The organism is Sphaerisporangium rubeum (assembly GCF_014207705.1).
Lineage (GTDB): Bacteria > Actinomycetota > Actinomycetes > Streptosporangiales > Streptosporangiaceae > Sphaerisporangium > Sphaerisporangium rubeum.
On the sequence record NZ_JACHIU010000001.1, the window covers coordinates 2,209,749 to 2,228,258 of the forward strand.

General features: G+C 70.5%; 16 protein-coding genes. 9 read left to right on the plus strand and 7 right to left on the minus strand.

The genetic code is table 11. From position 1 onward, the window contains the following. Positions 1–56 precede the first annotated feature (56 nt). The 6 genes from BJ992_RS09480 to BJ992_RS32720 all read left to right on the plus strand — a co-directional run bounded on the left by BJ992_RS09480 (position 57) and on the right by BJ992_RS32720 (position 6,961). Positions 57–1,367: an MFS transporter gene (locus BJ992_RS09480; protein WP_221474736.1), complete on the plus strand. Its 1,311-nt coding sequence runs from the start codon at positions 57–59 to the stop codon at positions 1,365–1,367. Between the two features lie 44 nt (positions 1,368–1,411). Then, entirely contained in the window at positions 1,412–2,131 is a 720-nt protein-coding gene (locus tag BJ992_RS09485) for a peptidyl-tRNA hydrolase (protein WP_184979567.1), read from the plus strand. A 144-nt stretch (positions 2,132–2,275) separates the two neighbouring features. Further along, positions 2,276–3,373: a hypothetical protein gene (locus tag BJ992_RS09490; protein ID WP_184979569.1), complete on the plus strand. Its 1,098-nt coding sequence runs from the start codon at positions 2,276–2,278 to the stop codon at positions 3,371–3,373. A gap of 38 nt (positions 3,374–3,411) precedes the next feature. Then, positions 3,412–3,999, plus strand: a complete 588-nt coding sequence (locus tag BJ992_RS09495) for a Maf family protein (protein ID WP_184979571.1) — start codon at positions 3,412–3,414, stop codon at positions 3,997–3,999. Positions 4,000–4,182: 183 nt separating this feature from the next. Further along, complete coding sequence (locus BJ992_RS09500) at positions 4,183–4,968, plus strand: EI24 domain-containing protein (RefSeq protein WP_246496579.1); 786 nt, start codon at positions 4,183–4,185, stop codon at positions 4,966–4,968. 715 nt (positions 4,969–5,683) lie between these two features. Next, a complete protein-coding gene (locus BJ992_RS32720; RefSeq protein ID WP_246496581.1) occupies positions 5,684–6,961 on the plus strand; it encodes a DUF4192 domain-containing protein in 1,278 nt (425 codons plus the stop codon). Between the two features lie 145 nt (positions 6,962–7,106). On the opposite strand, the gene BJ992_RS09510 is transcribed toward BJ992_RS32720, so the two are convergent. Then, on the minus strand, positions 7,107–7,448 hold the full coding sequence (locus BJ992_RS09510) for a hypothetical protein (protein ID WP_184979573.1): 342 nt from the start codon (positions 7,446–7,448) through the stop codon (positions 7,107–7,109). 169 nt (positions 7,449–7,617) lie between these two features. On the opposite strand from BJ992_RS09510, the gene BJ992_RS09515 reads away from it, so the two are divergent. Next, positions 7,618–8,211 (plus strand): DUF1707 and DUF4870 domain-containing protein, encoded by a 594-nt coding sequence (locus tag BJ992_RS09515; protein WP_184979575.1) that lies wholly within the window; start codon positions 7,618–7,620, stop codon positions 8,209–8,211. Between the two features lie 120 nt (positions 8,212–8,331). Here the strand turns inward: BJ992_RS09515 and BJ992_RS33695 are convergent, their stop codons facing one another. The 5 genes from BJ992_RS33695 to BJ992_RS09540 form a co-directional block, all read right to left on the minus strand. Then, positions 8,332–9,003, minus strand: a complete 672-nt coding sequence (locus tag BJ992_RS33695) for a septal ring lytic transglycosylase RlpA family protein (protein WP_221474737.1) — start codon at positions 9,001–9,003, stop codon at positions 8,332–8,334. 683 nt (positions 9,004–9,686) lie between these two features. Beyond that, positions 9,687–11,213 carry an ATP-dependent DNA ligase gene (locus BJ992_RS09525; protein ID WP_184979577.1) on the minus strand — a complete coding sequence of 509 codons (1,527 nt, stop codon included), beginning with the start codon at positions 11,211–11,213 and terminating at the stop codon, positions 9,687–9,689. Positions 11,214–11,388: 175 nt separating this feature from the next. After that, a complete protein-coding gene (locus BJ992_RS09530) occupies positions 11,389–11,763 on the minus strand; it encodes an FKBP-type peptidyl-prolyl cis-trans isomerase (protein ID WP_184979579.1) in 375 nt (124 codons plus the stop codon). Positions 11,764–11,911: 148 nt separating this feature from the next. After that, positions 11,912–12,877 carry a general stress protein gene (locus tag BJ992_RS09535; RefSeq protein ID WP_184979581.1) on the minus strand — a complete coding sequence of 322 codons (966 nt, stop codon included), beginning with the start codon at positions 12,875–12,877 and terminating at the stop codon, positions 11,912–11,914. Positions 12,878–13,616: 739 nt separating this feature from the next. After that, a complete protein-coding gene (locus BJ992_RS09540; RefSeq protein WP_184979583.1) occupies positions 13,617–15,056 on the minus strand; it encodes a GuaB1 family IMP dehydrogenase-related protein in 1,440 nt (479 codons plus the stop codon). 195 nt (positions 15,057–15,251) lie between these two features. Here BJ992_RS09540 and BJ992_RS09545 point away from each other — a divergent pair, with 195 nt between their 5' ends. Further along, positions 15,252–15,746: a GyrI-like domain-containing protein gene (locus BJ992_RS09545; protein ID WP_184979585.1), complete on the plus strand. Its 495-nt coding sequence runs from the start codon at positions 15,252–15,254 to the stop codon at positions 15,744–15,746. Positions 15,747–15,763: 17 nt separating this feature from the next. On the opposite strand, the gene BJ992_RS09550 is transcribed toward BJ992_RS09545, so the two are convergent. Beyond that, the gene (locus BJ992_RS09550) at positions 15,764–16,915 is read right to left on the minus strand and encodes a CaiB/BaiF CoA transferase family protein (RefSeq protein ID WP_184979587.1); all 1,152 of its coding nucleotides are present in this window, start codon (positions 16,913–16,915) and stop codon (positions 15,764–15,766) included. Between the two features lie 209 nt (positions 16,916–17,124). Here BJ992_RS09550 and BJ992_RS09555 point away from each other — a divergent pair, with 209 nt between their 5' ends. Beyond that, positions 17,125–18,507 carry an FAD-binding oxidoreductase gene (locus BJ992_RS09555; RefSeq protein WP_246496583.1) on the plus strand — a complete coding sequence of 461 codons (1,383 nt, stop codon included), beginning with the start codon at positions 17,125–17,127 and terminating at the stop codon, positions 18,505–18,507. Positions 18,508–18,510: the final 3 nt, after the last annotated feature.

Genomic DNA, 18,510 nt, shown 5'->3' on the forward strand with positions numbered 1-18,510 from the left:
ATTCTTTCACATCTTGGCTTTCCGGCCACTCGTGCGGTGTCACCTGGCATTACATGATGGTCGGCATGACTACGACGGAATCGCAGAGGCGGCGGTTGCACCGGGCCTGGATCGTGGCCGGGGTCGCGCTCGTGGCCATCGTGGGGGCGGCCGGTTTCCGTGCCACACCAGGGGTCCTGATCACCCCGCTCGAGGAGGAGTTCGGCTGGAGCCGGGGCACCATCTCGCTGGCGGTGTCGGTGAACCTCATCCTGTTCGGCGTCACCGCTCCGTTCGCCGCCGCGCTGATGGACCGCTTCGGCATGCGCCGCGTGGTCGCCACCGCGCTGCTGCTGGTGTCCCTCGGCAGCGGCCTGACCGTCTTCATGACCCAGAGCTGGCAGCTGATCGCCTGCTGGGGTGTGCTGGTGGGCTTCGGCACCGGCTCCATGGCCATGGTCTTCGTCGCCACCGTCGCCGACCGCTGGTTCGTACGGCACCGCGGCGTCGTCATCGGCGTGCTGACGGCCGGTGGCGCCGCGGGCCAGCTCGTCTTCCTCCCTGTGCTCGCCTGGCTCGCCGAGGGGCCCGGCTGGCGTACCGCCGCGCTGGTCGTGGCCGTCGCCGCGCTGAGCGTCGTCCCGCTGGTGTGGTTCCTGCTGCACGACCATCCGCGGGACGTGGGCCTGACCGCGCTCGGCGCGCCTCCCGACGTCCCCGGTGACGCCGGGCCGGTCCGTACCGGAGGCGCCGCCGCGCGGGCTCTGAGCGTGTTGCGCTCGGCGGCCCGCACCCGGCCGTTCTGGTACCTGGCCGGCGGGTTCGCCATCTGCGGCGCCAGTACCAACGGCCTGGTCGGCACCCACTTCATCCCCGCCGCGCACGACCACGGCATGCCGGAGACCACCGCCGCGGGGCTGCTCGCGCTGGTCGGCGTGTTCGACATCGCCGGCACCGTGTTGTCGGGCTGGCTGAGCGACCGCGTGGACCCGAGGAAGCTCCTCGGCGCCTACTACGCGCTGCGCGGGCTGTCGCTGCTGATCCTGCCGTCGCTGTTCGCCGGGACGACCCAGCCGAGCATGCTGGTCTTCATCATCTTCTACGGGCTCGACTGGGTGGCCACCGTCCCGCCGACCGTGGCCCTGTGCCGCAGCATCTACGGCAAGGACGGCGCCGTGGTCTTCGGCTGGGTCTTCGCCTCCCACCAGGTCGGGGCCGCGCTCGCCGCCACCGCGGCCGGGGTGACGCGTGACCACCTCGGTCACTACGACGCCGCCTGGTACGCGGCGGGGATCCTCTGCGCCGCGGCCGCCTGGATGTCCCTGCTCATCGTCAGCCGTACGAGGACGTCCGCGCCGTCCCCGCGCACCCCCGCCGCCACACCGTGACCGGTGCTCGCCGGCGTACGGCGGGGACCTGACATCCTTGGGACATGAGTCCGCTGGATCACCCCGATCAACGGGTCCTCCCGCTTGTCGTCCGCGTCGAGCGGGCCGCGCCTCCCTCGCGTACCGACGCGCTGGAGGCCACGGCCACCGCCGTGCTGCGGCTGCTGGACGACGAGAGATCGACCTCGGGGGAGTGGGCCGAGGCGATCCGCGCCTGGGAGACGGCGGCCATCCGCAAGGTGGTCAGACGGGCCAGGGGAGCGGAGTGGCGCAGGGTCCTCGACCTGCCGGGGATCACGGTGGAACTGCGGTCGGCGCAGGTGCGGGTGCATCCGCCGGTGCCGCTGGACGGCTGGCCGAGGGACCTGTCGCGGCTCCAGGTCTCCGGCACCGACCTGACCGACGGGGACGACGAGCCGGGGCCACCCGACGAGAGCGGCCCGGTGCTCTGGATGAATCCGGGTCTCACCATGTCGGCCGGCAAGGCCATGGCCCAGGCCGGTCACGCCGCGCAGCTCGCGTGGTGGGGCACCGGTGCGGAGGCGCGCCGCGCCTGGCGGGACGGCGGCCTGACGGTGGCGGTGCGCACCGCAGGCCAGGACCGCTGGGCCGAGCTCGCCGGCGGCGACCTGCCGATCGTCCGGGACGCCGGGTTCACCGAGATCGAGCCGGGTTCTCGCACGGTGGTGGCGGACGCTCCGTGGTTGCGCGCGGGTGGGGCCCGGCCCGCGGCATGGGGTCCGCTGCGCGACCCCGCGGGCTGATCGGTGAACACCTTCCACTCTGCTGGCCGGCTTGATGAAAGCCAAGGTCAGCGGGGGTGCAAGGCCCGAAACCGAATGACACTCGTTCCCGAAGTGTGATCGTGGGGCATGCCGCGCGCCGGAGATATGCCGTACGCTCCGAACGTGTCAAATGGGGTGGGTGGGAAGTACGGCACCAAAGCCGTCCCAACGTACGTACTCGCTGAGGCCGAGACCGCGCCGCTGCCGAGGATCACGATCGAGGAGCCTCCACCGGCACAGGCGCCACCGGCGGCGCGGAGCTTCAGCTTCCGGCCGTCCCGGTTCGGCGACGTGCCGATGCGCGTCATCTACCGCACCGTGGCCGGTGTCGGCGCGGCCGTCGCCGTGACCGCTGCCGTGGCGGCCTTCATGGTGAGCCGGCCGGACGATTCACCCGCCGCGGCCCCGGCACCGGCCGGCACTCTGATCAGCCCGCTGGTCGCGTTGCCTTCGGCGTCCGCCTCCGGCGACTCGCCTTCGGTCTCCCCGGCCGCCTCACCGGAGGCCGGTGTCCCCTTGGCGTCGCCTCTGGCCTCGCTCTCCACGCCGCCTTCGGCCGTCGCCACGTCCACGCCGGGAGGACCCGCCGGCTCCGTGGTGGCCACCGGCCAGGCATCGCCGGCGGCGACCGATCCCTCGCCGGTGGCGACCCCGGGCCGTACCGCGCTGGAACTGGCCGAGGCCGACCCCCGGGTGCCGGCCATGCCGGACGAGCGCAAGCTCGCGAACTTCCCCGGCAAGGGCGGGGCCACCAAGGGTGTGGTCAAGGACAAAAGGTCCGGCATCAGCTTCGCTCGGTTCGCCAAGCAGTGGAAGCTCACCAAGTCGTCGCCGTTCGCCACGCGTCGCGTGCTGCCCGCCGTCAAGGGGGCCGGCCAGCGCGGGCTGCTCGCCACCTGCCCTGTGCCGATCCTGGTGCAGAAGGAGCTCAAGGACACGGCGTACCTGGCCGCGCGCTGGACGTTGAACCACCACCCCGACGGGTCCATGATCACCTGGACGGCCTCGCAGCCGTTCAAGGCGGGCAAACGGGACGGATGGCTGCTCGGCTACCGCGTCACGTACCAGGTGAAAGGCCACACCCGGCACTCCACCGCCGCTGTGGCCCTCGTCGACGTCCCCAAAGCCAAACCGGCCCTGGTGTTCATCACCATCCCCGAGGCGCAGAAGAAGCGGTACGCCGACATCAACACGTTGGTCTCCAGCATCCGAGCCCTCTGAACCCACGCATCCGCCGGTCTGCCCTAGGCTCGGATGACATGACCGAGATCGTTCTCGCCTCCGCCTCACCGGCCAGGCTCGCACTGCTGCGAGGCGCCGGGCTCGACCCCAAGGTGATCGTCAGCGGTGTGGACGAGGAGGCCGTGACCGCCGAGTCCCCGGCGGCCCTGTGCCTGGCCCTCGCACGCGCCAAGGCCTCGGTGGTGGCCGCCGGCCTGAGCGCCGGCCTGGTCATCGGCTGCGACTCGGTCCTGGAGCTCGACGGCCAGGCGTACGGCAAGCCCGCCTCCGCCGACGAGGCCGCCGCACGCTGGCGTTCCATGCGCGGCCGCACAGGCAGGCTTCTCACCGGCCACTGCGTGATCGACGCCACCACCGGCGAGGAAGTCGCCGAGGTGGGTTCCACAGTGGTCCACTTCGGCACCCCAGGCGACGACGAGATCGCGGCCTACGTGGCCAACGGCGAGCCCCTGCGCGTCGCCGGCGCCTTCACCCTCGACGGCCTCGGCGGCTGGTTCGTCAACGCCATCGAAGGCGACCACGGCAACGTCCTCGGCCTGTCCCTCCCCCTGCTCCGCGACCTCTTCGGCCGCCTCGGCGTCCCGGTCACCTCCTTGTGGCGCTGAACGGCGCACGTTCCGCGACGTCTTCGTCCGGTGCGGTGTCCTGGTCACGTTTCCGGGGTGCTGATCCGTGCCGGTCCCGTGAGCTGTTCGGCCGCCTCGGTGTCCGGGTCACCTCACTGTGGCGCTGAACCGTGATCTTCCCGTTGATGTCGCGCCGGAACCAGAGGCGTTAGCCTGCCGGGCATGAGCACGATGGGGCATGCCGCAGGCGGTGGCGTCCGCGGCGTCGCGGACGGGGTCAAGTACTTCTTCCAAGGGGTCGGCTGGGTCTCACGCCACCCCCGGCAGTGGCTGTTCGGCCTGGTTCCCGCGCTGATCGCGTTCGTGCTGTACGTCGCCGCGCTCGCCGTGCTCGGGACGTACGCCGGTGACCTGGCCGCCTGGGCCACCCCGTTCGCTGACGGCTGGTCCGAGACGGCACGCGATCTCCTGCGCGTCCTGATCGGTGTGGTGGTCTTCGGCCTCGGTCTCGTGCTCGCTCTCGTGACCTTCACCGCCGTCACCCTGACGATCGGCGGGCCGTTCTACGAGAAACTCTCAGAACGCGTCGAGGACGACCTGGGTGGCGGCCCCACGGCCCCCGACATCCCCCTCTGGCGGTCGATCACCCGCTCCGTCCGCGACAGCCTCGTCACACTCGGCTGGGTCCTGGTCTTCACCATCCCTCTCTTCTTCCTGGGCTTCGTCCCCGTCATCGGCCAGACCGTGGTCCCCGTGCTCGGCGCCGCCGTCTCCGGCTTCTTCCTGACCGTGGAACTCACCACCATCGCCATGGAACGCCGCTCCATGACCCGCCGCACCCGCTTCGCGGCTCTCCGCGCCGCCAAGTCCCCAGCCCTGGGCTTCGGCATCCTCACCTTCCTCCTGTTCCTCATCCCCTTCCTGGCCGTACTGGCCATGCCCGCCGCCATAGCCGGCGCCACCTTCCTCGTCCGAGCCCGTTACTCCCCACCTTCCGGCAATCTTTGACCTTCACCTTCTGCCATGTCCCCTGTCCTGGTGCCGGCATCTTGTCCGAGCCCGCTACTCCCCACCTTCCGGCAATCTTTGACCTTCACCTTCTGCCACGTCCCCTGTCCTGGTGCCGGCATCTCGTCCGGCCTGCCGGCTCCTACCCGCGGCAACTTGTGGCCGTACTACCTTCCAATTCCTTAGATCCGGCTATGTCGCTGTTGTCCGGGCCCGCGACTTCCACCTCGAACCTTGGACGCGACCCTCGGCCAACGTGGTGGCCCGGCCACTCTGTCGCGGTGGCCGTTACCCACGCACTGGAGCTCGCCTGACTTACCGGCGCCGGTACGGCGGGACGTGGTGCGGCGGATTCGGCGCCGTGGTACGGCGGCTCACCGGCGACAGCTGCCGGTTCGTGCGTGACGGTTTGGGATCCTCTGCTGAGCGGCCTTCTGGAGAATCGGGGCTGCCTATGCGTGAGGCTCCAGTAGGACGCTTTCAAGATCGCACGTAGGCGTATCCGGGTTTCTGTGGATATCCCGGCGGTTCGGAAGTCCCGTGGCCCTGGTTATCCACAGAACGTGTCCGGGGAGTGCCGCGGAGCGCACACCGGAGCGCAGCGGGATGCTCGGTACGGGACATTTCATTGATCGATCTGGGTCGGTCCGGCGCCTCATCCACAGCTGGTCACTCTCAGAGATCGGACGATCGCCTTACGTTGAATCATGGCGGCATGACTCCCTCACCCATCCTCCTCACCTCTCCTGAGGACATCCTCGGAGCCGTTCCCTACCTCCTCGGCTTCCACCCCGCCGACAGCCTCGTCGTCATCGCCTTCTCCGGCCGGGGGTCGCGCGGTGAACTGCGTGTCACCACCCGCTGGGACCTCCCTTCGGAACCCGGCTCCTTCGACCGCCTCGTGCCGCTGTTCCGCCGCGAGCGCGTCACCCACGTGATCGTGGCCGGCTTCGGCTCAGGGGCACTCGTCACCCCTGCCGTGGAGGAGGTGCTGCGCCTGCTGAGAGAGGCAGGCATCGATGTCATCGAAGCCCTGCGCGCCGACGATTCCCGCTACTGGTCCTACGTCTGCCAGAAAGCCGAGTGCTGCCCCCCGGACGGCACCCCCTACGACCCGGTGACCGGCCCGGTGGCCGCCAGGGCCACCGTGAACGGCATGGTCGCCCTCCCCGGACGCGATCACCTGCGCTACGCGGTGTCCCCTGTGGAAGGCCCACCACGCACAGCCATGCGCGAGGCCACCACCTGGGCCACAGACCACCTGCGCACACGACTGGCTCCCCTCACCGGCACCACGACGGCGCCACCACCGCATCCTGAGTCGACCGATGCCGATGCGGCCGGTGGTGGTGTCGCCGGTGGTGGGATGGCAGGTGGTGGCATCAATGGCGCCGACATGGTTCAGGCCGCGGTGGCCGGTGGTGACTCGGCCCGAGCGGCGGGTTCTGGGGGTGGTGTGCGGGATGTCGGGGAGGCCATCAGGGTGTTCGTCGGTGATGGGCTGGCGCGGGTGCGGGCGGCGATCGCGACGTACGCGGCGGGGGATCGGCTGAGTGATCGGGAGGCGGCGATGCTGGGGATGGATCTGGCGGTGTTACGTGTGCGGGACGAGGCGTGGACGTCGATGGGGGACGACACCGAGGACGCGCACATCGCTCTGTGGGGAGACCTCACCCGCAGGCTGGAGCCGCGGTTCGTGCCACCTGCGGCGTCGCTTCTCGCGGCCGCGGCCTGGCGGCGCGGGGACTGCGCTCTGGCGGCTGTCGCCGTCGAGCGCGCTCTGGCCGAGGACCCCGCCTACTCGATGGCGCTTCTCGTGGCCCAGGGCCTCCGCCAGCTCGTCAGCCCGGCCATCCTGCGTGACCGCATGCCGACCCCACAGGACCTGGACGACTCCATGGGACCACCTCGAGTCGAGTGGCTGCAACCGCTGCTCACCCTTCTCGAACACCCCCGGGCCTGTCGTCCTCCGTGCGCGCCTTCCACCGGATGACGCCGAGGTGTGTCCGGCCGGTGGTGCGCGTTGGCGCTCTCGGTGGCGCCGGGATCTGTTCGGCCGCTGTTCGGGTTGGCCGGCGGATGGTGTCCCGGCCTTGACGGCCGTTGGTCCGTGTGCTCGTCGGACGGCTTCCCAGGGGTCAGATGTCGGGGCGGTCGCGGTTGCGGTCGTTGTAGGCGCGCATGCGGCCGGGGTAACCGGTCAGCTGGACGTCGTAGACGGGGAGGGCGAGGTTCCTGGCGACCTTGATGATCACGGCGGGGGAGCCCACGCGGCGGCGGGTCCACTCGCCGTCGTGGGCCACGGCGACGGCTGTGGTGTCGGTGGCGAAGGTCTCCGGCTCCACGTAGAACTCGACGCCTCGGCGCGACTTGGCGAAGGCGATGAGCGCTTCGATGTCGGCGTCGTTGGCCTCCCGGTCGAATCTCTGGATTTTGGGGCCACGCAGCCGACGGATACCGTAGCGATCTCGCCATCCCATACCCCTTGTATACCCGGAAGAGGGGCTGCGTGGGGGCTCGGGGACGCATCGGGGTTGTGTCGGGGATGTTCCGGATGGCCGTCGGAATACGCAAGGCCGAACAATGAGATGGACAGGGATCCCGAACGGAAGGGGCCGGCCACCGATGGCAGGCGTAATGCGACCAGCGATGCCGTCCGAGGGCGCGTGGGGGCACGTTCCCGATCCGCGGCTCCGGGTGTCCAACCAGGACCGCGACCAGGTGGTCGAGCACGTCACCACCGCGTACGCGGAGGGCAGGCTCGACAAGACCGAGTTCGACGAGCGGCTGCACCAGGCGATGACGGCGCGCACCCACGCCGACCTCGCCCCCATCATGCGTGACCTGTACGGGACGCCGGCCGTCGCGCCGAGGCCGGTACCGCCGGTTCAGAGGCATGCCGGCGGCCGTCCGCGTTACGGCATGCCGGTGACCGGTGGGGAGAGGTTCGGCGCGATGGCGGCCCACCTGCTGCCGGTCTTCGGCCTGTCCTTCGTCGGTCCGCTGATCATGTTGCTGACCGGTGGCCGGACCTCGCCGTTCATCCGTGCGCACGCCGTGGAGGCGCTGAACTTCCACCTGACCATCGCCGGAGCGGTCCTGCTGCTGCCGTTCACCATCGTCGGCGCACTGCTGATCCCGGTCATCTTGATCGTGGCCGTCGTCCTCGGCGTCGTCGGAGCGGCGAGCGCGGGAGGCGACACGCCGTACCGGTACCCGTTCACGCTCCGCCTGGTGAAGTGACGGACCGGTTCGGCGAGCGAGCACCTGCCGCCTGACGTCGTCATGCTCGTGGTAGCGAGCACCTGGAGCTTGACGTCGTCATGCTCGTGGTGAGGGGGCGGCGTCGGGTGACGGCCGGGGTCAGCGGGCCAGTACCTGGTATCTGACGGTCATGGTGCCTGCGCTCAGGCTGCCTATGGCGTCGAAGGCGGCGCGGGACAGGTCGAGGCAACGGCCGGCGATGAAGGGGCCGCGGTCGTTGATGCGGACTTTGACCGATGCGCCGTTGCCGGGGTTGATGACGCGGACGATGCTTCCCATGGGGAGGGTCTTGTGGGCCGCCGTCATGGCGTTCGGGTTGAAGCGCTCGCCGCTGGCCGTCATCTGGCCCTCGTCGTAGAAGGAGGCGCCGCACGAGCCGGAGGCGAGGACCTTGCTCTTCACCGGGGCCTTCTTCTTCGGTGTCTTCTTGGGAGCCGGGGTCTTCTGCGGCTGCTTCGGTGCGGGGGTCTGCGGGGGGAGGGCCTGGTCCGTGGCCGGCTCGGGGGAGCCGGGGGCGGCGGTTTCGGTCGGCGAGGGGGCGGGAGTGGGGGCGGACGCGGGGGATGTGGCGCTTGGTGCGCCGGGAGGAGGGGTGTCCGGGGGACGGGTGGCGATGGTCGCGGTGGCGGTGAGCTTTGCCGGTGTTCCACCGGTCAGGAGCCATGTGCCGCCGGCTGCGGCGGTCGCGACGGCGAGCGCGGCTGCGACCGTGAGGGTCAGGCGACGCCGGCTGCGGGTGTTCGCGGTGAGGGTGGGGTCTTGTGAGCCCAAGTAGAACCACGGTCCTCGATAGGGGGCAGGTCTACGGGACGGACGACGCGGGGGGCGTCGTGCCGGTTCCGTAAGTTCCGGCACCGTATCGGACAAAGAGGACGTAAAACGAGTAAAGGGGACATAAAGTGATTCAGGTCACAAAACGGTGATCGTGCAGGTCAAGACCACTGAAAGAGCGGGTGGGACACCCCGGTCGCGATGACTGCACCGGCCTGGACGGTCACGACGAACGCTGGATGCCGGCGTGACGCTGTATGTGCCGTCACGAGGATGTCCCGCTCGCGGCGGCCACGTTCATGGAGTGGTGCGCGGCTCGGTGATCGCGGCGAGTCGCGTGGTTCGGCTGCCGAGGGACGGTGAGCCGTCCGGCCGGTCCGCCACCCGATGGGTGTCGATCTGAGGTCGCGGCCCGAGGGGACACGAAGAGGAAGCGCCGTGGCGGGGTGGCCGTGCTCATGGGGCTAAGGGGTACGCTCCGCTCGCCTCTCGTAGACGCGGGACAGGCAGGACCGGCGACATAGGTGATGGACGTGCGGGTGCCGCCGTACGTGCCGGCGTTGCTACGAAGATCGAAGAGGAGGTCGTCCCGGGCTTCTTCATCGCGGTCGGGGGAAGTCCATACGCTCTCGACGAAGGTGGCGGCGAGGCAGTCGCTCTGGAGGTCGTGGCGGCGGGAGGGGTTACAGGAGGAGAGAGCGGACGGTCTCTATGGTGTCGGCCTCGGTGGGTGGCTTGTCCGGACGGTAGCGGAGGACTCTGGCGAAGCGGAGGGCCAGGCCGCCGGGGTAGCGGGGGGAGCGCTGGACGCCGTCGAAGGCGATCTCGACCACCAGCTCGGGGCGGAGGGTGACCACGGCGGTGTCGGTGGGGCCGTCGGCGAGTGTGGGGAAGTGTTCGGTCTGCCAGGTCAGGAGCTCGTCGGTCAGACCTTTGAAGGTCTTGCCGAGCATGACGAAGTCGCCGGTGTGCGGGTCCCGCGCGCCTAGGTGGAGGTTGGAGAGCTTGCCTTGGCGGCGGCCGTGGCCCCATTCGGCGGCGAGGACCACGAGGTCCAGGGTGTGGCGGGGCTTGACCTTGATCCAGCCCGCGCCGCGGCGGCCGGCGGCGTACGGCGTGGCGGGGGACTTGGCGACCACGCCTTCGTGACCGCGGCGCAGCGCGTCGGTGTAGAAGGCCGTGGCCTCTTCGGCGTCGGCGGTGACCAGGCGGGGGATGAGCAGGGTGGCGGGGACGGCCTGTTCCAGCGCGGTGTGGCGTTCGCTGTCAGGCAGATCGAGCATGTCCTTGCCGTGCACGCGCAGCGCGTCGAAGAAGAAGACCTGGAGCGGCGTCGTCTCCCGCAGGCGTTCCACGTCCAGTTTGGAGGCGACCCTGGCGGCGGTCACCTGGAACGGCTCGGGACGGCCGTCGGGACGCATGGCGATCACCTCGCCGTCCAGCACGAGGTCGTCGGCGGCGAGGGACAGCGCGGCGTCCACCAGTTCGGGGACCTGCGGAGTGATGTCGTCGAGGGTGCGGGTGAACACCTTGACGCGGTCGCCGGAGCGGTGGGTCTGCACGCGGATGCCGTCGAGCTTCCACTCGAACGCGACCGGGCCGCCGATCTTCAGCAGCGCGGCGGGGAGGTTCGGCGCGCTCTGCGCCAGCATCGGCGCCACGGGACGGCCGACCTCCAGGTGGAAGGAACGCAGGGCCTCCACGCCGCCGGTGAGCGCGGCGGCGCCGACGGCGGGGAGCCAGCCGCGCAGCGTCAGCGCGCGGCGCACCTCGGCGGACGGCACGCTCGCCGCCTTGGCGACCGCTTCGATCATGACGCCGTTCAGCGCACCCTGCCGCAGTTCCCCGCCGAGCAGGCGGAGCAGGAACGACTGCTCCTGACTGGTGAGTGAACGGAACAGGTCGGAGATCAGCGCCTTTCTCACCGCCTGTGATCCCGGGCCGGTCTGGGTCTTGATCTGGGTGAACAGCGCGTCGACCTCGGTGAGGGTGGCGCTCGCGATCTGCCGGGGGCCCGGCAGATCGCGCAGCGTGGCCCAGCCGACACCGATCTGCCGTTGCGGCAGCTCACCGGAGAGGTAGGCGACGGCGATCTCGGCCTCGGCGGGCTCGACCCGGCTCAGCAACTCGGCGAGATGACGGATCTTGGCGAGGCGCGCCGAGTCCGCCGCGACGGCAGCCGAGGTGCGCGCGAGGTCGATGAGCAACATATGTCTCATCGTGCCAGTTCAGTGGCCGGAACGGGTCGATCGGGCCGTGCGCATTGGGCCGATGTGACGATGAACGGCCGATGACCAGCGGTGGCCGGGGCCGACGAGGTGGATCCTCGTGCCCCGGCCCGCACGCTTCGGCCGTGAACACGGCCGTCCGGGTGGGGCTGGGAGGTCAGCTCACGCCGAGGAGGTCGACGACGAAGATCAGGGTCTCGCCGGGCTTGATGGCGTTGCCGGCGCCGCGGTTGCCGTAGCCGAGGTGCGGCGGGATGGTGAGGCGGCGGCGACCGCCGACCTTCATGCCGGCGACACCCTGGTCCCAGCCGGCGATGACACGGCCGGCGCCGAGGGGGAACTGGAAGCTGTCGCCGCGGTTCCAGGAGGCGTCGAACTCCTCACCCGTGGAGAACGAGACGCCGACATAGTGAACGTTCACCATGTGGCCGGGCTTGGCCTCCTCACCGTCCCCCACGGTGATGTCTACGATCTCGAGATCCTGCGGCGGCTGGCCCTCCGGGAAATCGATCTCGGGCTTCTCGAGTGCCACGTGTGCTCCTTGGATGGTGTTCGCGTCTCCGGCGACCGGCCCGCGCGGGCCGCCTGCCGGTGACGCTCCGGCCGCCTGCCGGCCGACCGGACGACTCTACGGGGTCCGGCGGGTCCGGCGGGCGGCGAGGGGACGTTTTTGTGAACGTTCACTCCGCGGTCGGACGGGTGGCGCCACGCGAGGGGGAGGCGGTGGCGGCGGGGGTGTCCGGCGAGGTGCCCTGCGCCGGGACGTGGGGTCCGGCCTCCGGCGCCGAGGCACGGGGACCGGTCTCGTCGGCCGCCACGCGGGGCTCGGCACCGTCGTGCTCCGGGGCCTCGGGGCCGGTGTGGCGGGCCGGAGCGTAGGGGCCGCTGTCGTGGACCGGAGCGGAGGCGCCGGTCTCATGGGTCTCGGCGTCCGGCCTCATGTCGAAGGCCTCGGTGCGCGGGCCGGTCTCGTGGGTCTCGGCATGCGATCCGGTGGTGTGGGCCTCGGTGCGCGGGCCGGACCCGGCGTGCGACCCGGTGTCGTGGGTCCAGGGGCCGGTGGGGGTCTGCGGCGGGACGGGGGGCTGGGGGGCCGTGGCGTGGCTGAAGACCGTCGGGGCCACACCGGCGGACGGGGGACGCGGGACGGCGACGGTGTCGGCGGGGGTGACGCCGCCGTCGAGGATCGTGAGCGCCTGCTCCAGGGCCGCGGCGGGGACCAGGACGTCGTACCGGCCGGCGACGATGGCGCTGCGTGAGGTGAAGTCGCGCGTGCCACCCTTGAACGCGTGGCTGGCGAAGCCGAACGCGGCCCCCATCACGGCGCCCCACAGCAGGGCCCACAGCACCAGCGCGACGAATGACGCGGTGGTCGAGGTGAACAGCCCGAGGAACATCCCGACGATGAAACCGAAGACGGCGCCGCTGATCGCGCCGGACAGCGCCGCGCGCGGGTTGGTGAGCCGTCCGGTGACCCTCTCCTCCAGACGCAGGTCGCTGCCGATGATGGCGACGTTCTGCACCGGATAGCCGGCGTCGGAGAGGGTGTCCACGGTGCGCTGCGCGGCCGCGTAGTTGTCGTAGCTGACCAGAAGCCGCCGATCCTCCGGCATGGCCGGGGTCGGCTCAGGTGAAGAGGTGAGCATGTGCCGCCTCCATGGCTGGGGTTGGTGTGCGGCTCCGCACTACCCGGCCCCGCCGAGATATCACCGTCCGCGCACCGGCCGGTGTCCCCGATTCCCCGCCTGCGGTGGGGAACGAGCCGTCTCTCGATGGCGGCCGTCCGACCTGCCGTCCGCACGCGCGACTCATGACGGTCGGCGTCGCCCGATCCGCCGGCCTCACCTGTGGCGCGCCGCGGGGCCCGCCGGGTGTCGCGCCGTACGGCGGCGCCGGATTCGCCGTACGGCGTCTCGCCGTCGCGGCGCCGAAGAGAACCCCACCACCACGCCGGAAAAGCTCCGACGCGTCCGGCCACCGCCACTCATGACGGTCGGGGACGGCCGATGGTGCGACCGTGTCGCGACCTCCACTTCGGTTTCGATCCCGGATGTCGGCTGTGTCGGCGACGTCGATGGTGGTGTGTCGCGACTTCCACTTCGGTTTCGATCCCGGATGTCGGCTGTGTCGGCGACGTCGATGGTGGTGTGTCGCGACTTCCACTTCGGTTTCGATCCCGGATGTCGGCCGTGTCACCGACGTCGACGGTGGCGTGTCGCGACCTCCACTTCGGATTCGATCCCGGATGTCGGCCGTGTCACCGACGTCGACGGTGGCGTGTCGCGACCTCCACTTCGGATTCGGTGCCGGACACAGATCGCGGCACCGGTTCCGGTGGTGGGGGTCGCGACTTTTGTCGGTGGCGGTTCCGGATGTGGGGCGGGGTCACCAGCTTTGGTGCAGTGGCATGCCCTCGGAGTAGCCCGATGAGCTCTGCAGGCCGACCACGGCGCGTTCGTGGAACTCTTCCAGTGTGGTGGCGCCGGCGTATGTCATCGAGGATCGCAGGCCGGCCACGATGGCGTCGAGTTGGTCCTCTACGCTCGGCCGGCGGGGGTCGAGGTACATGCGGGACGTCGAGATGCCTTCCTCGAAGACGGCTTTGCGTGCGCGGTCGAACGGGGTGTCGTCGGAGGTGCGCAGGCGTACGGCGCGTGCGGAGGCCATGCCGTAGTTCTCTTTGTACAGGCGGCCGTCGGCGTCGCTGTGGGTGTCGCCGGGGGACTCGTACGTGCCGGCGAACCACGAGCCGATCATGACGTTGCTCGCGCCGGCGGCCAGGGCGAGCGCCACGTCGCGGGGGTGGCGCACGCCGCCGTCGGCCCACACGTGCCTGCCGAGGGCCCTCGCCTGCGCGGCGCACTCCACCACGGCGGAGAACTGGGGCCGGCCGACGCCGGTCATCATGCGCGTCGTGCACATCGCGCCGGGGCCGACGCCGACCTTCACGATGTCGGCGCCGGCGTCGACCAGGTCGCGAACCCCGGCGGCGGTCACCACGTTGCCCGCGGCGATCGGCACGTCGGGCCGCAGCGCGCGCACGGACGCGAGCGCGGTGAGCATCTTCTCCTGGTGCCCGTGCGCGGTGTCCACCACCAGGCAGTCCACCCCGGCGTCCAGCAGTTCCTTGGCCTTGGCGGCCACGTCGCCGTTGATGCCGACGGCGGCGGCGATCCGCAACCGGCCGGTCGCGTCCACGGCGGGCCGGTACAGCGTGGCGCGCAGCGCGCCGGTGCGGGTCAGCACACCTTGCAGGCGGCCCTCGGCGTCGACGACCGGCGCCAGGCGGTGCCGTCCCTCGTGCAGCACGTCGAACGCGGCCCGCGGGTCGGCGCCGGCCGGGATGGTCAGCGGGGAACCGGACATCACCTGGGACAGCTGCGTGAACATGTCCACGCCTTTGCAGTCGGCCTCGGTGACGACGCCGACGGGACGGCCGTCCCAGTCGACGACGATGACGGCGCCGTGGGCCCGCTTCGGCAGCAGGTGGAGCGCCTCGCCGACGGTGGCGTGAGGGGTGAGCGTGAGCGGGGTGTCGTGCACCAGGTCGCGCTTCTTCACCCAGTCGATGACGTCGGCGACGACCTCGATGGGAATGTCCTGCGGGATGACCGCGATGCCGCCGCGTCTCGCGATCGTCTCGGCCATGCGGCGGCCGGCGACGGCGGTCATGTTGGCCACCACGATCGGGATGGTCGTGCCGGTGCCGTCACCGGCGGACAGGTCGACGTCGAGCCGGGAGCCCACCGCCGACCTCATGGGGACCATGAACACATCGCTGTAGGTCAGGTCGTGGGCCGGCACCTGTTCGTTGAGGAATCGCACGTTGATCCAGCCTATGTGATGAGAGGTCTGTCCGGGGATGTCCCAGGTCAGAACGGTTGTATGGGGATAGGTACACCTGACCGTCCCCTATGCTGATTTTCTCTGCGTGATGATCGAGACGGCGGTCGGCCGGTGCGGTCACATCGGCCGCGCGATCAGGCTCAGCGGCGGGAGGACACTGAGGTTGGAGGCGCAATGATCATCGTGGACCGGCCTGAGACGCTCGTCATCGGCTACGCCGTACGCACGACCAACGCCGACGAGGCGGACCCGTCCCGCGCGCGGCTGCCGGGCCTGTGGGCCCGTTCCGGCGTGCCCGGCGCGTTCGCGCACATCCCCGGCCGGCTGGACGAGAACCTCTACGCCGTCCTGTTCGACTACGACGGCTCCGACCACCAAGGCGCCTACACGCAGGTGGTGGGGTCCGCCGTACGCACCCTGGCCCGGCTCCCCGAAGGAATGGTGGCCGTACGGGTGCCGGCCGTGCGGTCGCTGAAGGTCGAGGCGCACGGCCCGATGCCCCAGGCCCTGATCGAGGCGTGGCAGGAGGTCTGGCGTCACACCGAGGCCGGCAGTGTGCCTCCCCGGGCCTTCACCACCGACCTGGAGATCCACCACCCCGCCGGCGTCGACCTGTACCTCGCGGTGCTCAACTCCCCGGTCCCGGCCCCCGAGCGCGCGCAGGCCTGACCCGGCCGGCGGCGTGCTCACGCCAGGACGCCGGCGGCGCGCAGGGTGTCGGCGCGGGAGGCGTCGAGGCCCCAGGTGGTCAGGTCGTGAAGGCGGGTGGCGGGTGCCGGCGACGCGGGAGGGCTGCCGCCGAGGCGGGGGGACGGGGAGGGCTGGGTCACGCCGGCCACCTCGATGAAGGTGCCTCTCGCCTTGTTGTGCGGGTGGTGCGGGGCCTCGGCCAGGGAGAGGACAGGGGAGACGCAGGCGTCGGAGCCCTCGAAGATCTCCTGCCATTCGGCGCGGGTGCGGGTGCGGAAGGTCTCGGCCAGGCGTTCGCGGATGGCGGGCCAGTTGGCGGGGTCGGCGCGGGAGGGAAGGCCGGTGAGGCCGGTCCTTTCCAGGAGTTCGGCCCAGAAGGGACCTTCCAGCGCGCCGACGGCGAGGTGTCCGCCGTCGGCGGTCTCGTAGGTGTCGTACATCGGCGCGCCGGTGTCGAGCAGGTTGGTGCCGCGCGGCCCCCACAGGCCGGTGTTCGCGCTGTTGTAGAACATCGCGAACAAGGCGGCGGCGCCGTCCACCATGGCGGCGTCGATGACGGTGCCGCGTCCGGTGCGTTCGCGTTCGAACAGGGCCAGCAGCACGCCGTACGCGAGCATGAGCCCGCCTCCGGCGAAGTCCCCGAGGATGTTGATCGGCGGTGTGGGGGGTTCCCCCGCGCGGCCCAGCATGGACAGCACGCCGGAGACGGCGATGTAGTCGATGTCGTGGCCGGCGGTGCGGGCCAGCGGCCCGTCCTGTCCCCAGCCGGTCAGCCGGCCGTACACGAGCCGGGGGTTCACGGCGCGCAGGTCGTCGGGCCCGATGCCGAGCCGCTCGGCGACGCCGGGCCGGAACACCTCGATGACGACGTCCGCCGCGGCGGCGAGATCCTTGAACGCCGCCACGCCGTCGGGGGACTTCAGGTCGAGGCCGATGGTCCGCTTGCCGCGGTCCATCACGTCGGTACGCGGCGTGTCACCCGCGGCGGCGACCGCGGCCACGCGGTCCACCCGCAGCACCTCGGCTCCGTGGTCGGCGAGCATCATGCCGGCGAAGGGCCCGGGGGCGAGCCCGGCGAGTTCGAGGACCCGTACGCCGGACAGCGGGCCGCGGGGTGGCGGGGGCTCCTCGTGGCCAACTCCGGTCATCGCTGCCTCCTGCTCTAGCAAGCGCTAGGTTGATCCGCGCGCGACCGCGCGTCCGTCACCTGCGAACACGACGCTAACCCCTATGGGATAGTGGTTCCCAGGGGGGTCCTTGAGTTTGCGCGGGTTTAACGTGTCTACTCTGGTCGGTGGTCATCTCAGGAGATAGCGTTCTAAGGACGATCTCCAACACTTAGCTCAGGGGTGGTGGCATGCCAGATCGCACGGTGAGTTCGACCGCCCAGATGGAAGCGCACAAGCGGGCCGTGGCGCAGATCAAGGAGTCCTACACCGCACTCCCCGACGGCAGCTCCCCCCGCCTCGCCAAGGCCACCACCAACCTCTTCAGGTTCCGCGACGCCGGCCCCACCGCGCGGCTGTCCGCGCGCGACCTCGACAAGGTCATCTCGGTGGACCCCGAGTCGCGCACCGCCGAGGTGCAGGGCATGACGACCTACGAGAACCTCGTGGACGCCACGCTGCCCGCCGGCCTCATGCCGTACGTCGTGCCGCAGCTGAAGACCATCACGCTCGGCGGCGCCGTCACCGGGCTCGGCATCGAGTCCACCAGCTTCCGGCAGGGGCTGCCGCACGAGTCGGTGGAGGAGATGGAGATCCTCACCGGCGACGGCCGCGTGGTGGTGGCCCGCGCCGACAACGAGCACGCCGACCTGTTCCACGCCTTCCCCAACTCCTACGGCACCCTCGGATACGCTCTGCGGCTGCGCATCAAGCTGCTCCCCGTGCGGCCGTACGTCCGGCTGACGCACATCCCGTTCTCCGACGCCGGCAAGTGCATGCTGGCGATGCAGGAGATCTGCGACAGCGGCGAGCACGACGGCGAGCAGGTCGACTTCGTGGACGGCACGTTCTTCTCACCCGAGGAGATGTACGTCACCGTCGGCCGGTTCGCCGACCGCGCGCCTTACGCGTCCGACTACACCGGCATGCGCATCTACTACCAGTCCATCCGCACCCGCACCCGCGACTGGCTGACGGTGCGCGACTACCTGTGGCGCTGGGACACCGACTGGTTCTGGTGCTCACGCGCCTTCGGCGTGCAGCAGCCCTTCATCCGTTCCCTGGTGCCGCGCCGCTGGCTGCGTTCCGACGTGTACCGCAAGCTCGTCGGCCTCGACCAGAAGCACGGCGTCACCGCGCGCATCGACCGGTGGCGCGGCAACCCCGTGCACGAGTCGGTCATCCAGGATGTCGAGGTGCCGATCGAGAAGGGCTCGGACTTCCTGGAGTTCTTCCACGACAAGGTCGGCATGACCCCGGTCTGGATGTGCCCGCTGCGGGCCGGCCGGCAGTGGCCGATCTACCCGCTGGACCCCGGCAAGCTGTACGTCAACTTCGGATTCTGGGGAATGGTCGCCCTGCCACGGGGGCAGTTCGACGGTTACCACAACCGCCTCATCGAGAACTCCGTGCACGAGCTCGGCGGCCACAAGTCCCTGTATTCGACATCGTTCTACCCCCGTGATGAGTTCTGGCGGCTTTACAACGGCGACGCCTATTGGCCCGTCAAACGCGCCTACGACCCGCAGGGGCGATTGCTGGACCTCTACGAAAAGTGTGTACGGGGGCGTTGAGGA